The sequence below is a fragment of the Pseudomonas sp. C1C7 genome, assembly GCF_013359595.1.
GTDB lineage: Bacteria > Pseudomonadota > Gammaproteobacteria > Pseudomonadales > Pseudomonadaceae > Aquipseudomonas.
The window spans coordinates 122,555-139,407 of record NZ_JABFMP010000010.1 but is presented as its reverse complement, the minus strand read 5'-3'; the positions used below and the strand labels follow the sequence as shown (position 1 = coordinate 139,407).

Sequence of the window (16,853 nt, the reverse complement as noted above, 5' to 3'; positions counted from 1 at the left end):
GATCGACCCGGTCACTGCAGGAGCAAGGCTTTCCCGCGAAGAGGCGTGCCCGGACGCTAGAGAATCAAAGCCCCTCCAGTTCCGCCATCAGGTCATTCAACCGATCCGCCTTTTCCCCGGTGATGTCACTGGCCGCCAATCCATCGATGTACCCGGCCAGTTCCTCCACCGTGCTGCACTCGAACATCGCCCGCAGCGGCACGTCCCTTTGCAGGGTTTTCTGGACCCGGGAGGCGATCTGGGTGGCGAGTAGCGAGTGCCCGCCCAGTTCGAAGAAGTTGTCGCGGATGCCGACCTGTTCGACCTTCAGCACCTCGGCCCAGATGTCCGCCAGGGTCTGCTCCAGCTCATTGCGCGGCGCGACATAGTCCGCCGATTGCAACTGGCCGATCTCCAGCGCCGGCAGGGCCTTGCGGTCCAGTTTGCCGTTGGCGTTGAGCGGCAGTCTGTCGAGCCACAGCCAGTGCAGCGGCACCATGTATTCCGGCAGTTCGGCGCGCAGGCGCTGCTTGATGCGGTCCAGGCGTTCGGCCGGTGCCAGCGCCGAATCCGCCGCCACCAGATACCCCACCAGATGCTTGCCATTGACGCCTTCCTGCACCCCCACCGCCGCATCGCGGACTTGCGCCTGCTCATGCAACCGCGCCTCGATTTCCCCCAGTTCGATGCGATAGCCGCGGATCTTCACCTGATGGTCGATCCGCCCCACGTACTCCAGCACGCCGTCACTGCGACGGCGAGCCAGGTCGCCGGTGCGGTACAGGCGATCCCCCGGCGCCCCGAACGGGTTCGGCACAAACACCTGGGCCGTGCGCAGCGGGTCGCTGACATAACCACGCCCAACCCCGGTACCGGCCACGCACAACTCACCCACGGCCCCCAGCGGCACCAGTTCCAGCGCGCCATCGAGCAGGTACAAGCGGTTGTTGTCGGTCGGCGTGCCGATCGGCAGATAGCTGCCACGGGTGGACGCCATGTCGACCCGGAAGAACGCCACGTCGTCGGAACATTCCGCCGGACCGTAGGCATTCACCAGCCCGATCCGGGGATAACGCAGCAGCCACTGGTGCGCCAGTTCCGGCGGCATCGCTTCACCCGTCGGCAGCATCCAGCGCAGGCCATCGAGGCTCATGCGTTCCTGGGCAAGCATGCCCTGGATCAGCGACGGCACGCTTTCCAGCACGGTGATGCCCTGGCGCTGCACATGGGCCAGCAGTCCCTGCGGATCGTGGGCGATGCTGTTCGGCACGATGTCCACCCGCGCACCGAACAACGGCGCGGCGAGGAACTGCCACACGGAAATGTCGAAGCTCTGCGAGGCGGTCTGGGCGATCACGTCAGCCTCGCTCAGGTCCAGATACGGCACCTTGCTCAACTGGTTGTTGAGCATGCCGCGCTGTTCGACCATCACCCCTTTCGGTAAACCGGTGGAACCGGAGGTGTAGATCACATACGCCAGGTTATCCGGCCCGCTGTAAATCCCCGGATCGGCTACAGACACGTCGCTGGCCTGCACCTCTTCCCACACCAGCAGACGAGGCCGGTTGACGCCAACGCACTCCTCCAGCAGCGCCAGTGCCTGTTCGCGACTGGTCTGGGTGCAGACCAGCAACGGCGTGCGACTCAGGTCGATGATGCGGCTCAAACGCTGACTCGGCAGCCCAGGATCCAGCGGCAAATAACCCGCCCCGGCCTTGAAGCTGCCGATGATCATGCCCAGCAGATCGAGGTTACGCTCCGCCAGCAGCGCCACCGGCTGATCGAGGCCGACGCCGGCGGCGATCAAGGCATTCCCCAGACGATTGCTGCGCTGGTTCAGCGCCTCATAACTGAGTTGCTGATCCAGACAGCTGGCGGCGATGCGCTGCGGATGCGCGGCAACCCGAGTTTCGAACAGTGCGACGTAGCTCTGTTCCAGCGGGTAATCGTGCTCGCTCTGGTTGCAGCCATGGACCAGGAATTCCTGCTCCTGCGCCCCCAGCAACGGCAGATCGAGCATGTCGCCATGGAAGCCCTCGACCAGCGCCAGCAGCAGGCGCTTGAACTCACCCAGCATGCGCTCGACCGTGGCCTCATCGAAATAACGCTGGTCGTAGGACAGGTGCAGCCCCAGGTCATCCCCCGGATAGCACACCGCCGTCAGCGGGAAGTTGGTGTGGGTGCGACCGGAATCCGAAGTCGCATTCAGGCTTTGCGCACGGTCCAGCACCGAGACTTCCACCGGGGCGTTCTCGAACACGAACAGGCTGTCGAACAGCGGCTGGCCCTTGGGCAGCTCGCTCTGCTCCTGAATGTTCACCAGTGGCAGGTATTCGTACTCGCGCAGCTGCATGTTGCTGTCGAGCAGTTGCGTCAGCCACTGGCGCACGCTGCAGCGCTGATTGCCCTCGGGCATCTTCACCCGCAGCGCAATGCTGTTGATGAACAGGCCGACGGTGCGCTGCATCTGCGGCATGTCCACCGGACGCCCCGCCACCGTGACGCCGAACAGCACGTCGCGTTCGCCGCTCAGGCGTCGCAGCACCAGGGCCCACGCCGCCTGGGCGAAGGTGTTGATGGTCAGCTGATGGGCCTGGGCCAATTCGCGCAGACGCACCCCGTCACGGGCATCGAGCCGGGTGTAGCGGTCGCCGACGATCATGCCGCCGCTGTCGCCGGCATGCTCGCGCAAAAACGGCCGGTCGCTCGGAATCGGCGTGGTCCGCTCAAAGCCCCGCAGGTTGGTTTTCCACCACTGCCGCGCTTCGGCCAGACTCTGGCGTTGCAGCCAGCCGATGTAGTCGCGATAACGCGGCGGCACGGCCAGTTGCGCTTCGCGGCCTTCGCCCAGGGCCATGTAGATGTCGAAGAAATCGTTCATCAGCAGTGAACGGCACCAGGCATCGATGAGGATGTGGTGGTTGCTCATCATGAACCAGTAGCGCGCCGCACCGACGCGGATCAGGCGCAGGTGGAACGGCGCCTGGTTGAGCAGATCGAAACCGGCCTCGCGCTCGGTCTTGAGCAGGTGCTGCAGTTTCGGCTCCTGCTCGGTTTCGGCAATGTCGCTCCAGTCCAGGTACTCGATCGGCGTGCTGCCCGGCTTGTGGATAACCTGCAGCATGTCTTCTCCGACGTTCCAGCAGAACGAGGCGCGCAAGGCTTCGTGACGGGCGATCACCGCCTGCCAGGCCTGGGCGAAACGCTGCGGATCGAGCTCGCTGTTGATGCGATAGCGGTCCTGCATGTAGTAAAGGCCGGTGCCCGGTTCGAGCAAGGTGTGCAGCAGCATGCCTTCCTGCATCGGGGTCAGCGGATAGACGTCCTCGATGGCGGCGGCCGGCACCGGCAGCGCATCGAGTTGCGCCTGGCTGAGTTTCGCCAGCGGGAAGTCCGACGGCGTCAGGCCGCCGGCCTCGTCGCGCAGGCAATGGGCGATCAGGCTTCGCAGCTCGCCGATGTAGGCATCGGCCAGGTCGCTGATGGTCTGCCGCTCATGACGCTCGGCGCTGAAGGTCCAGCGCAGCACCAGCTCACCGCCGTAGACCTGACCGTCGACGCTCAATTCGTTGGGCAACGGCGCCCGCGGATCGTGGGCGGCGCCAATGTTTTCCTCCAGCGGCAGGAACAGCGCATCGGCACCGAAGCTCTGGTCGAACTGGCCCAGGTAATTGAAGGTGACCTGCGCCACGGGCAACGCCTCGATGCCGCGACGGCAGGATTCATCAGCCAGATAGCGCAGCACGCCATAGCCCAGGCCCTTGTGCGGCACCGCGCGCAGTTGCTCCTTGATTGCCTTGATCGAGGCGCCCTGCCCGGCCGCTTCTTCGATGTCGTGCGGGGTCAGGCGCAGCGGGTAGGCACTGGTGAACCAGCCGACGGTGCGGGTCAGGTCGATCTCGTCGAACAGCGCTTCGCGGCCATGGCCTTCCAGTTGAATCAGCGCCGACTCATGGCCACTCCAGCGGCACAAAACCCGGGCCAATGCGGTGAGCAACAGGTCGTTGACCTGGGTGCGGTAGGCGCTCGGCGCCTGTTGCAGCAATTGCCGGGTGCGTTCGCTGTCCAGGCGCACGCTGACGGTTTGCGCGTGACGGTTCTGCCGGCCACCTTCAGGGTGATCGCACGGCAACTCGGCATTAGGCCCTGCCAATTGGCTCTGCCACCAGCTCAGTTCTTCACGCAGGGACTCGCTGCCGGCATAGGCCTGCAAGCGTGCCGCCCAATCGCGGAACGCGCTGGTCTTCGCCGGCAGGTTGACCGACTGCTGCGCCTCGAGCTGGCGATACACGCTTTGCAGATCGTCCAGCAGCACCCGCCAGGACACCCCGTCCACCACCAGGTGGTGAATGGCGATGAACAGCCGTTGCTGACCTTCAGGCCCATCCACCAGCAGCACCCGCATCAGCGGACCTTCCACAAGATCAAGGCTGCGCTGGGCATCGGCGAACAACGCGGTGCATTTGTCCATGGAGGACACCCGCACTTGCAGCAACACCGGCACATCGCTCAGCGCCTGATGCTCGGCCTGCCATTGGCCGCTGACCTCGTTGAAGCGCAGGCGCAAGGCGTCGTGCTGTTCGATCACCGCCAGTAGCGCCTGCTCCAGGCGATGGGGTTCGAGCACGGCGGTCGGCTGCAACAGCAACGCCTGGTTCCAGTGTTGGCGCTGCGGAATGTCGGTGTCGAAGAACCAGTGCTGGATCGGCGTCAGGCGCGACTCGCCACTGAGCAAGCCCTGCTCGGCGGTAACCTGTTCAGTGCGACTGGCCACGGCGGCGAGGGTCTGCACAGTCTGGTGCTGGAACAGGTCCCGCGGGCTGAAGTGAATGCCCTGTTGCCGCGCACGGCTGACCACCTGGATCGACAGGATCGAATCGCCGCCCAGTTCGAAGAAATTGTCGTTGAGACCGACCTGTTCGACGTTCAGCACCTCGCACCAGATCTGCGCCAGGGTGATTTCCAGCGCGTTGCTCGGCGCCACGTATTGCTGACGGTTCAGTTCCGGGTCCGGCGCCGGCAGTGCACGGCGGTCGAGTTTGCCGTTGGCGGTCAGCGGCATGCTCGCCAGCAGGATCAGGTGCGCGGGCACCATGTAATCCGGCAGTTGTGATTTGAGATGCGCCTTGAGGGTCTCGCGCAGCGCGGCCCCATCCGACTCGTCGCCGTCGCACACCAGATAGCCCGCCAGCTGCTTGCCGCTCGGGGTATCGAGGGCCAGCACCACCGCTTCGCGGACCGCCTCATGTTCCAGCAGACGGTTTTCGATTTCCCCCAGTTCGATGCGGAAACCGCGGATCTTCACCTGATGGTCGATCCGTCCCAGGTATTCCACCAGGCCATCGGCGCGTTGGCGCACCAGATCACCGGTGCGGTACAGACGCCCGCCGTGGGTGGCGAACGGGTCGGCGACAAAGCGCTCGGCGCTCAGCCCCGGACGCTGGTGATAACCCTGGGCCAGGCCCGCGCCGCCGACGAACAATTCGCCGGTCGCGCCCTGCGGCACCAACGCCAGATCGGCATCGAGAATGTAGGCCACGCGATCACCGATGACGCTGCCGATCGGCACGCTGCCGGCGCCCTCTTCCAAAACCTCGGGAGCGAGACCGGCCAGCGGCATGACCACGGTTTCGGTCGGGCCATAGGCGTTGAAGAACAGGCTCGGTTTGAACGCCGCGCGGATGCGCTGCAGATGCTCGCCGGTCAGCGCTTCGCCGCCGGTAATGATCATCCGCACCGGCAGGGTTTCATTGCGGGTCGCCAGCCATTGCGCCAACTGGCTGCCATAGCTCGGGGTGCAGCCGATGATGTTGACGCCGTGACGGCGGATCAGGCCGCAGATTTCCTCGGCATCCCACTGTCCCTGCGCCCGCAACACCACCTGCCCGCCGCTGAGCAGCGGCACCAGCAGACGCTCGGTGGCGGCGTCGAAGTTGATCGAATAGAAGTGCAACTCGCAATCATCCGCACGCATGCCGAAGCGCTCGATCACCGCGCGACAGTGCATGGCGATTTCGCCGTGGGACACCACCACGCCCTTGGGCTTGCCGGTAGAACCGGAGGTGTAGATCAGGTACGCCTGATGTTGCGGCAGGTTGATGAACGGCAGCTCGCCGGTCGGGTAACTCACCAGCGCCGGGCTGTCGTCTTCCAGGCACCAGCGACCGACGCTGGCCGGCAGCTCGCCCAGTGCCGCGAACATCGCCCGGTCGCTGAGCAGCAGGCCGATGCCGCTGTCTTCGATCATGTAATGCAGGCGATCGAGGGGGTACTCCGGGTCCAGCGGCACGTAGGCGCCGCCGGCCTTAAGGATTGCCAGCAGACCGATGACCATTTCCAGCGAACGCTCCAGCGCCAGACCCACGCGAACCTGCGGCCCGACACCGCGCTCGCGCAGCACCCAGGCCAGGCGATTGGCGCGGCTGTCGAGTTCGGCGTAGCTCAGGGTCTGCCCGGCGAAGGTCAGGGCCGGCGCGTCCTTGCGCACCAGCGCCTGCTCGGCGAACAGGTGATGAATGCACTGGTCGAGGCGATGCTCGCCCGGCTCGACGCCGAGGCTATCGAGTAGTTGCTGTTGCTCGCAGGCAGCAAGCAATGGCAATTCACTCAGGCGCTGCTGCGGATCGGCAATCAGCGCCTCCAGCAGATTGCGCCAGTGCCCGGCCATGCGTGCGATGCGCGGCTCGTCGAACAGGTCGGTGCTGTAGGTCAGGCAGCAACCCAGGCGATGGTCGAGGTCGGTGACTTCAAGATTGAGGTCGAACTTGGTCGCACGGGCATCGTTGACCAGGTATTCGACGGTCATGCCGGCCAGGGTGCGGCTCTGCTGGAATTCCCAGCGCTGCACGTTGCACATCACCTGGAACAGCGGGTTATAGGCGGCGCTGCGCGGGGGCTGCAAGGCCTCCACCAGATGATCGAACGGCAGATCCTGATGGGACTGGCCTTCGATCACGGTATGACGCACCTGCTCGAACAGCTCGCCCACCGACATCTGCCCGTCGAGCTGGCAACGCAGCACCTGGGTATTGAGGAACGCGCCGATCAGCCCTTCGCTTTCCGGACGAATACGGTTGGCCACCGGGGCGCCGATGCGCAGGTCGGTCTGGCCGCTGTAGCGGTAAAGCAGCACGGCCAGCGCGGCGGTCATGGTCATGAACAGGGTCAGGCCCTGTTGCGCGTTGAACGCACGGACACGCGCGGCGAGGTCGTCGCTCAGGTCGAAGCGGAACAACTCGCCCTGATGGCTCTGCACCGGTGGACGCGGGCGGTCGCCGGGCAATTCCAGTAACGGATGTTCGCGACCCAGTTGCGCGGTCCAGTAGTCGAGCTGGCGCTGACGCTCGCCGGACTCCAGCCACTGACGCTGCCAGACGCTGTAGTCCAGGTACTGCACCGGCAGCGGCGCCAGCGGCGATTCGCGGCCGTCGACGAAGGCTTCATATAACGCGCTGAGTTCCCGGGCAAAAATGTCCATCGCCCAGCCTTCGGTGACGATGTGGTGCAGGGTCAGCACGAAGTAGTGCTCCTGCCCGGCGGTCTTGACCAGGCAGGCGCGCAGCAGCGGACCGGTTTCCAGATCGAACGGCAGGTGTGCCTGCTCGTCCGCCAGTTGCTGCACCTGTTGCTCGCGTTGGTCGGCGGCCAGGGACGAAAAATCCATCCTTTGCAGGCGCAGGCCGGTCTCGGCATGCACCTGCTGGCGGGCCACGCCGTCGACGCTCGGGAAGGTCGTGCGCAGGGTTTCGTGACGCAGGATCAGCGCCTGCAATGCGGCATCGAAGCAGCTGACATTCAAGTCCCCACGCAGGCGGGCCATGCCGCCGACGTTATAGGCCGGGCTGTCCGGCTCCATCTGCCAGAGGAACCACATGCGCTGCTGGGAGTAGGACAGCGGCACTGGCTGGCTGCGGTCGACGGCGGCAATCGGCGGCTGTTTGTTGGTCTGGCCGCTGGCCTGGATCATGCGGATCTGTTCGGCGAAGGCGCCCAGTTCACTGTTCTCGAACAAGGCACGCAATGGCAGTTCGACGTCGCAGGCCTGACGGGTGCGGGAAATGATTTGCGTGGCCAGGAGCGAATGGCCGCCGAGGGCGAAAAAGTCATCGCGCAGGCCGATCTGCGCCAAGCCCAGCACTTCACGCCAGATGCCGGCGATCTGCTGCTCCAGTTCGGTCACCGGTTCGACGTGTTCGCGAACCTGCCACTGCGGTTCCGGCAGAGCGCGACGGTCGAGTTTGCCGCTGGGGCTCAAAGGCATCTGCTCCAGACGCATCAGCTGCGCCGGGACCATGTACTCCGGCAGTTCGCTGGCCAACGCGGTTTTCAGGCGCGCGGTTTGTGCGTCTTCGGTTTCGCTGGCATCGGTCGCGGTGTAGTAGCCGATCAGCTGTGCGCCGGCCGCGGTTTCCCGCACCAACACCACGGCTTGCGCCACGCCGTCCTTGGCCAGCAGACGCGCCTCGATTTCCTCCGGTTCGACACGGAAGCCGCGCAGTTTGACCTGCTGATCGAGGCGGCCGAGGTATTCGATCACGCCATCGGCGGTCCAGCGCGCCCGGTCGCCGGTGCGGTACAGCCGAGCGCCCTGCTCGCCCAATGGGTCGACCACGAAGCGCTCGGCGGTCAGCGCCGGACGGCCGAGATAACCCCGGGCCAGGCCCAGGCCGCTGATGCACAGCTCGCCGGGCACGCCGGCCGGCAGCGGATTGAGCTCACTGTCGAGCACCCGGCAAACCACGTTGCCCAGCGGCCGGCCAATCGGCGAGCGTTCGCCATCGGCGCTGGAGCAGTGCCAGTGGGTAACGTTGATCGCGGTCTCGGTCGGACCATAACGGTTGTGCAGTTGCACCGCCGGCAGTTGCGCCAGCACGCGGTTGCGCAGTTCCGCCGGCAAGGCTTCGCCACCGGAGAACAGCCGGCGCAGGCTGGTGCATTCGGCGCTTTGGGGTTCGTCGATGAACAGCGAGAGCAGCGCCGGCACAAAGTGCAGCGTGGTCACGCCATGTTCCTGCACCAGTTGCGCGATGCGATGGGGATCGCGGTGCTCCCCCGGCCCGGCAATCAGCAGTCGCGCGCCGGTGATCAGCGGCCAGAAGCACTCCCACACCGACACGTCGAAGCTGATCGGCGCTTTCTGCATCAGCACGTCGCTGTCGTCCAGGCCATAGGTGTACTGCATCCATTGCAGACGCTCGGCCAGCGCGGCGTGGGTGTTGCCCACGCCCTTGGGCTGGCCGGTGGAGCCGGAGGTGTAGATCACGTAGGCCAGGTTGTCGCCGTGCAGATGCAGGCCCGGTGCCTGGCACGGCCAGCTGTCCAGGTGCAGGGTATCCATGGCGATCACGCTGACACCGTCCGTGGCCGGCAGGCGCTCGAGCAATCCAGTCTGGGTCAGCAGCAATTCGACGCCGCTGTCCTTGAGCATGTAGGCCAGGCGCTCAGCCGGGTAATCCGGGTCCAGCGGCACGTAGGCGCCGCCGGCCTTGATGATCGCCAGCAGACCGATCAACAGTTGCGGCGAACGCTCGCAGGCGATGGCCACGCACACGTCCGGGCCGACGCCTTTGTCGCGCAGGTAATGGCCCAGGCGATTGGCCCGAGTGTGCAGCTCGGCGAAGCTCAGGCTGCCGCCGTCCCAGACCAGCGCGGTGCGTTCCGGGGTCTGGCGGGCCTGTTCGTTGAGCAGCTCCGGCAGCCATTGTTGCGCCGGTTCACAGGGCGCAACGCTCCAGTTTTTTTGCTGATCGTGTTCACTCAAGGACAGCAACGGCAGATCGCCGAGGACGGTGTCCGGGTGTTCGCAGACGGCTTGCAGCAAGCGGCTGAAATGCGCGGCCAGACGCTCGATGGTCGCCGCGTCGAATAGCTCATCGGCGTAGTCGAAAGACAGCGTCAGGCGCCCGTTGCGATCTTCTTCGCTGTGCAATTGCAGGTCGAACTTGGCTTCGCGACTGTGCCACGGCAGCTCTTCGGCCAGCAGCCCCGGCAAGCGTTTCAAGGCGCCGAGGTCGCGCTGCTGGTGGTTGAACATCACCTGGAACAGGCCCTGTTCGCGGGCCTGCGGGAAGGCTTCGAGCAGTTGTTCGAACGGCAGGTCCTGATGGGCTTGCGCACCCAGCGCCGCCTCGCGGGTTTGCGCCAGCAACTGGTCGAACGGCAAGCGCGAATCCAGTTCGGCGCGCAACACCTGGGTGTTGATGAAGAAGCCGATCAGGCCCTGGGTTTCAAGGCGCGGGCGGTTGGCGTTGGGGACGCCGATGCGGATGTCACGCTGACCGCTGTAGCGATGCAACAGGGTCTGGAACGTCGCGAGCAGTAGCATGAACGCGGTCGATTCATGGGCTTGAGCGGTCTGGCGAACGGCATCGCTCAGGCCCGCCGGCAGACGCAAGGTATGGCGCGCGGCGCTGCGTTGCTGTTGTGCCGAACGCGGATGATCGGTGGCCAGGTCAAGTGTTGGAAGCTCATCGCCCAGGCGATCTTTCCAGTAGGCCAGCTGCCGCTCGCCCTCCCCTTGCGCCAGCCATTGACGCTGCCAGCTGCCGTAGTCGGCGTACTGGGTGGGCAGAGGCGCGAGCGTCGCCTGCTGGCCTTGGGTGGCTGCCGCGTACAGCCGGGAGAATTCGTCGATCAGCACGTTCATTGACCAGCCGTCGGCGATGATGTGGTGCAGGGTCACCAGCAGTTGATGGTCTTCGTCATCGAGACGCACCAGCGTTACCCACAACAGCGGGCCTTTTTCCAGATCGAACTGGGTGCGGGCTTCATCCTCGCGGATCTGTTGCGCGCGGGCTTCGCGTTCGGCTGCCGGCAAGTCGCTGATGTCGATCGATTGCAGGTTGAATTCGCCGGCCGCCAGCACCTGTTGCAGCGCCACGCCGTCACGCTCGAAGAAACGTGTGCGCAGGGATTCGTGGCGTTCGATCAGCTGCTGGAAGCTGGCGCGCAGGGCGTCTTCGTCCAGCTCGCCGCGCAGGCGCAGGGCGCCGGGAATGTTGTAGGCGCTGCTGTGCGGGTCGAGCTGCCAGGTGATCCACAGACGGTTTTGCGCCAGGGATTGCGGCAGGGGTTGCGACATGGCTTCGCTGCGCGACAGGGCGACGATTTCCCCTTGCGGACTGCCGCCGTCCTGTTGCTGGCGGGCCACGGCTTCGGCGAATGCGGCCAGGGTCGGCGCTTCGAACAGCAGGCGCAGGTTCAGCTCCAGGCCGAGGGTTTCGCGCAGGCGCGCCACCACCTGGGTGGCGGCGATCGAGTTGCCGCCGAGCAGGAAGAAGTGGTCGTCGGCGTCCACCTGCTTGACCTGCAACTGCTCGCACCAGACCTGGGCGATCAGGCTTTGCAACTCGGAGGCGGACGCGCTTTGGCCGGCCACTTCATCGCTGGCCGAAGGGAACAGCGCATAGCTGTCGAGGCTGCCATCGGCCAGACGCAGACGGCACGCCGAGCGTTGCAGTTTGCCGCTGGAGGTCTTGGGCAACGCGCCCGGATTGAGCAGCACCACCACGCTCGGCGCCTGTTGATAAGCCTCTGCCACGGCCTGGCGGATGGCTTTGATCAGTGCTTCGGGTGGCAGGACTTTCTGCACGCTGCGGCTGATTTCCGCGGCGATGCCGATGCCTTCCTCGCCGTCCCGGTTGACCGCGAACGCGGCGACGCGGCCCTTGCGTACCACCTCCACTTCGCGCTCGACGGTCTGCTCGATGTCCTGTGGATAAAGGTTGTGCCCGCGCACGATCAGCATGTCTTTCAAGCGCCCGGTGATGAACAGCTCGCCGTCACGCATGAAGCCCAGGTCGCCGGTGCGCAGCCAGGTCCTGCCGGCGTGCTGGACGAAGGTCTTGGCCGACGCTTCGGGGTTGCGCCAGTAACCGAGGGCGATGCTCGGGCCGCTGGCCCAGACTTCGCCGACGGTGTTGTCCGCCACTTCATCGAGCGATGCCGGGTCGATGATCAGCACGCCATGTTCGGGCTGGCTGATGCCGCAGCTCATGATCGCGCTGCCCTCGCCCGCCTCGGCGCGGTTCTGCGCCAGGGCCTGGTCGTCGACCCGCAGGTTGCCGATGCCCTGACCGCGTGGCGTACCGGCGACGAACAGCGTGGCCTCGGCCAGACCGTAGGACGCCATGAAACTCTGCTCAGTGAAACCGCAGGCGGCGAACTTCTCGGCGAAACGCTCCAGGGTGTCGAGGCGAATCGGCTCGGAGCCGGAATAGGCCACGCGCCAGCCGCTCAGGTCGAGCCGTTCCAGCGCCGACTCGCTGACCCGCTCGCTGCACAGGCGATAGGCAAAATCCGGCCCGCCGCTGATGGTGCCGCCGTATTCGCTGATCGCTTCCAGCCAGCGCAACGGCCGGCCGAGGAAGTACGCCGGCGACATCAACACGCAAGGCACGCCACTGAAAATCGGCTGCAACAGGCCGCCGATCAGGCCCATGTCGTGGTACAGCGGCAGCCAGCTGACGATAACGTGGTCGGGGTTGAGGTCGATGCCGAAGCCGTGGCGGATCAACTGTTCGTTGGCCACCAGATTGCCGTGGCTGACCTGCACGCCCTTGGGCAAGGCGGTGGAACCGGAGGTGTATTGCAGGAAGGCAATGTCATTGTCTTGCAGATCGGGCGCGACCCAGCGTTCGGCCAGCGCGCTGTCGAGGGTATCGACGCACAGCAGCGACGGCGCGCCCTCGATCTGCGACAGGGCCGCTTGAAGGTCGGCGCTGGTCAGCAGCAGGCGCGGCTCGGCGTCGCTGATGATCGACAGCAGACGCTCCTGGTGATGACGCTTGGCCGACTCCGGTGGATAAGCCGGCACGGCGATCACGCCGGCATACAGGCAACCGAAAAACGCCGCGACGTAATCCGGACCGCTGGGAAACAGCAACACCGCGCGATCGCCAAAATCTGCCTGTGCCTGCAAGGCGCCGGCGATGGTCCGCGCACGCCGGTCCAGTTCGCGATAACTGAGCACCACAGCCTGGTCCGGGGTTTCGGCGAGAAAACGCAGGGCCACCCGATCCGGCGTCAGGGCCGCACGGCGCTGGAGGGCTTGGACCATTGTGCTGGGGAGTTCGAACGCGTCGGTCATGAGGTTTCCTGCCTGGATTCGGCTTGCAAGTGAAATCGGATTTGGGACGGGTGTTGCAAGGCCTGCTTGCCTTGCTACCTGTAGGAGCGAGCTTGCTCGCGATGGTCGTCAACGATGACGAGGGATGCCTGACACCCCGCGGTGTTCTCCGGTTCATCGCGAGCAAGCTCGCTCCTACAGATAGCAAGACTGGCCCGGTGTTATTCACCAATGAGAACGGATGGCATCTGCAAATAATTAGTCGACCGGCCTGAACGCCAATCGGGCGGGGGACGGCACGTGAGAGCGTTCGCGTGTCGTGGTTCTCGTTTTGCACCTTGCCTGTGCATTAGTTCTCTTTCTCAATTGACAATCATTATCATTCAGCCTAATTTGTCGCTCGATGTGACGGACGGCCCGGCCTACAAGCCGTCCGACTAACCAATTTGGCAGGGTGACTTCCATGACGGAGCTTTCCATGACGGAGCAGGCGTCCACAAACAGGTGCGATTTGCCGCTCATTCAGACATTCGTCGACAATCGACTGATTCTGGTGAAGATCGCAGCGCGCATTACCGGCTGTCGTTCCCGTGCCGAAGACGTGGTGCAGGACGCTTTTTTCCGACTGCAATCGGCGCCGCAGATCACCTCGTCGTTCAAGGCGCAGCTCAGCTATCTGTTCCAGATCGTGCGTAACCTGGCGATCGATCACTACCGCAAGCAGGCGCTGGAACTGAAATATTCCGGGCCTGAGGAGGAAGGTCTGAACGTGGTGATTTCGGGCGCGTCACCGGAAACCTCGCACATCAATTTCTCCACCCTGGAAAACATCGCCGACGCCCTCGGCGAGTTGCCAAGCCGCACCCGCTACGCCTTCGAGATGTACCGCCTGCACGGCGTGCCGCAGAAGGACATCGCCAAGGAACTGGGCGTCTCGCCGACCCTGGTGAACTTCATGATTCGTGATGCGTTGGTGCATTGCCGCAAGGTGTCCAATAGCCGCCGTTGAAAGATCATAAGATCGCAGCCTTCGGCAGCTCCTACAGGGGTACGCAATCCCATGCAGGAGCTGCCGAAGGCTGCGATCTTTTCGTCTCAACGCCGAATCAGGCCAATTCACACCGCTCAAAAAACCGCTCACGCCCCAGCACCATCAGCGCCGCGCGCTTGTGCGGAAAGTCGAACTCCTTCTCGCAATGAAACCGCTGCCCCTGCATGTACCCGATCATCTTTGCATTGTCGGCACGCGGCTCGGCGACCACGCGCTGGGTGCGTGGATCGTCGAGGAACAGGTAATGGGTCAGGGCCGATAACCAGCTCGCCACCTTGTGCGGGCCACGGTGGTTTTCTTCGCCGACCAGCATGTGAATGCCACGGTCGTAATCGGCGACTTCATAGAACGGCGCAATCCGGTCCTCTTTTGCCCAGTACGCTTCGAAATAGGCGAACGGCTGATCGTCGAAACAGCCGATCAGGGTCACGGTATGCGGATCGGCCTCGAGTTTGTTCAGGTACTCGCGATGCTGTTCGAGGCTGCCCTCCTCCTGCCAGAAACTCGCCACCCGCGGGCTGTTCTGCCAGCGGTTGAAACGGGCCAGATCGAGGTCGATGTCCAGGGTGCGCAGGGAAATCCACATCCCCAGGCGCGCATCGAAACGCCGATACACCTCGCCCTTCGGCTTGATCGGCCGAAGCGGGTGACGTTTGCCATGGGTGATGACCATCTGCTGTGGATAACAGGCGCTCAGCGACTGCCCCAGCCAGGGCTGCGGCAACTGCCAGAACAGCGCGCGTTCGCAGCGATATTCGCCGGGGATTTGCGTGGGGATCAGCAAACCGCCGAGCAAGGCCTCGGTCGGTGCCTCAGCCAATCGCCAGCTCAGTTGCTGGCAGGCCGGATCGCGGGCAAACAACCAATAACAGGCGGCCCAGATCGCCTGGCTGGAAGGACGATCACCGCCCTCTTCCAGCTGCATTTCATGATCGCCGGTCAGGCGTAGCTGAATCAGCGGTTGATCATCAAGACTCAGGCTCAAGCGGCCTTCACTTGCATCGGCTACAAGACGGCGGCCTGTAGGCAAGGCCAGGGTCGTCAGGTCATTCGGATTGGACATGGAGGGGCTCACGATAATCGTCGACAGTTCAACGATGGGACGTGAGCCGCTGAAGAAAATTTAAGAGGTAACCCCTCACTCAAGAAAAAACACGATCCCTGGGCCGAGGTGACTTGCCTTTCAGCGAGGGACCGGCACGATCGCGATCTTGTACGGATCGAAAATCTTCAGCATCTGCCCGTTGTCCCGCAGCCCTTGCAGCAATTGCCCGAACGCTTCGCCCGAGATCGGCGAGGCCGGGCGCAGGATGGCGTAGTGGTGATAGACCTGATCGATGCGATTGGACACCAGCAACTCGTCAGCGACTTTCAGATTGCGCAGAAAGTAGTCGCTCAGGTAGGAGCGCGTGACCAGGGCGATGTCGGCGCGCCCGCGCAGCACCATCAGCAGGTTGCTGTCGTGGGAATAGGTCAGCGTGGCGTTGTAGGTGGTGGCCAGGTATTTGGGTTCGGCGTTGAAGTTGGCGAATTCGTAATGATAGCCGCTGAACAGCGCCAGGCGTTTGCCGGTAAGGTCGGTGAAGTAATCCTGCTGACGCTCCGGGCGGTTTTCCGGATGGCGTTGGGCGACGAAAATCTCGGCGTCTTCCAGGCCCATGTCGACGTCGGTGTGCGGAATGTCCTTCCAGCCCCAGGCAGGGTTTTCGAAGATCGCCATGTCGATCCGGCCCTGCTTGAAATCACCGAATCGCCGGGGAATGGAAGTGGGCACCAGGACGAATTGATAGTCCTTTTGCGAGGCATTGAGCGCCTCCACCAGTTGCGGCAGGAGGCCGGTGTCGGCACCGGTTTCCGGGCGCACGGTGTACGGAGGAAAGTGCGCGGCACCGATGCGCACCAGTTGTGCGGCCTGGGACGGCAGCACCCACGACGTCGCGAGTAATGCCAGAACACAACCTGTTGCCGTCCGAATTGGCGAAGACATCAAACCACCCACCCCCAAATACTGCGTCATTGCATTCAAGCTAGGCGGTTTCGCCCAGTTAGCCAGTTTCCTGCCGACCCACACGCCGTTACTGCTTTTCCTCCAGCACCAGAATCAGCGCCTCATCGGCCAGCTGATCCAGGCTCATGCTGCCATCGGCGCGAAACCAGGTGGTGCTCCAGGACAGCGCGCCGGTGAGAAAACGCCGGGTGATGAACACATCGCCACGGATGAAACCGGCACTCTTGGCCTCGCCCAGCACCTGCAGCCAGATGTCTTCATAGATATCACGCAGGGCCAGGACTTTTTCCTGGCCCTCGTCGGACAGCGAACGCCATTCGTAGACCAGCACCGCCATGGCCTCGCCGCTGCCGCCCATGATCGACTGCAATTCGCAACGGATCAGCGCCAGCACCCGTTCGCGCACGCTGTCGGCTTCGGCGATGGCCGCGCGCATCAAGGCGGTGTTGTAGCGAATGGTCTCTTCCATCACCGCCCGCAGGATTTCGTCCTTGCTCTTGAAGTGATGAAAGATGCTCCCCGACTGAATGCCCACGGCACCCGCCAGATCGCGCACAGTGGTGCGCTCGTAACCCTTGTTGCGAAACAGGTGGGCCGCCACTTGCAGCAGCTTGCCACGGGCGCTGTCCGGATCGGTCAACTGGCCGTTGTCGACCAGTTCACGCATCACCCTCAGGGCTTTTTGCTCGTCCACCCGTTCTCTCCTACAGTCGATCAGTCACCAACGCCGATCCCCGCTAAAACAGGGG

Annotated in this window: 5 protein-coding genes; 1 reads left to right on the top strand and 4 read right to left on the bottom strand. The window is 64.1% G+C overall.

Annotated elements, in window-relative coordinates:
* Positions 1-64: 64 nt before the first annotated feature.
* A complete protein-coding gene (locus tag HNO86_RS11095; protein WP_175377031.1) occupies positions 65-13,066 on the bottom strand; it encodes a non-ribosomal peptide synthetase in 13,002 nt (4,333 codons plus the stop codon).
* Positions 13,067-13,523: 457 nt separating this feature from the next.
* Between HNO86_RS11095 and HNO86_RS11090 the strand changes: the two genes are divergently transcribed.
* On the top strand, positions 13,524-14,054 hold the full coding sequence (locus HNO86_RS11090; RefSeq protein ID WP_175377074.1) for an RNA polymerase factor sigma-70: 531 nt from the start codon (positions 13,524-13,526) through the stop codon (positions 14,052-14,054).
* Positions 14,055-14,151: 97 nt separating this feature from the next.
* Here the strand turns inward: HNO86_RS11090 and HNO86_RS11085 are convergent, their stop codons facing one another.
* From HNO86_RS11085 to HNO86_RS11075, 3 genes are all read right to left on the bottom strand, one after another.
* Positions 14,152-15,159 carry a GNAT family N-acetyltransferase gene (locus tag HNO86_RS11085; RefSeq protein ID WP_175377030.1) on the bottom strand — a complete coding sequence of 336 codons (1,008 nt, stop codon included), beginning with the start codon at positions 15,157-15,159 and terminating at the stop codon, positions 14,152-14,154.
* Between the two features lie 120 nt (positions 15,160-15,279).
* Positions 15,280-16,083, bottom strand: coding sequence for an ABC transporter substrate-binding protein (locus HNO86_RS11080; RefSeq protein ID WP_175377029.1), 804 nt, complete (start codon positions 16,081-16,083; stop codon positions 15,280-15,282).
* An 88-nt stretch (positions 16,084-16,171) separates the two neighbouring features.
* Positions 16,172-16,798, bottom strand: a complete 627-nt coding sequence (locus tag HNO86_RS11075) for a TetR/AcrR family transcriptional regulator (protein ID WP_372242525.1) — start codon at positions 16,796-16,798, stop codon at positions 16,172-16,174.
* Between the last annotated feature and the right edge of the window lie 55 nt (positions 16,799-16,853).

Bases quoted from the DNA above. Each gene is read 5' to 3' on its own strand.
- HNO86_RS11095 (WP_175377031.1), bottom strand. From the start codon at position 13,066: ATGACCGACGCGTTCGAACTCCCCAGCACAATGGTCCAAGCCCTCCAG.
- HNO86_RS11090 (WP_175377074.1), top strand. From the start codon at position 13,524: ATGACGGAGCAGGCGTCCACAAACAGGTGCGATTTGCCGCTCATTCAG.
- HNO86_RS11085 (WP_175377030.1), bottom strand. From the start codon at position 15,159: ATGTCCAATCCGAATGACCTGACGACCCTGGCCTTGCCTACAGGCCGC.
- HNO86_RS11080 (WP_175377029.1), bottom strand. From the start codon at position 16,083: ATGTCTTCGCCAATTCGGACGGCAACAGGTTGTGTTCTGGCATTACTC.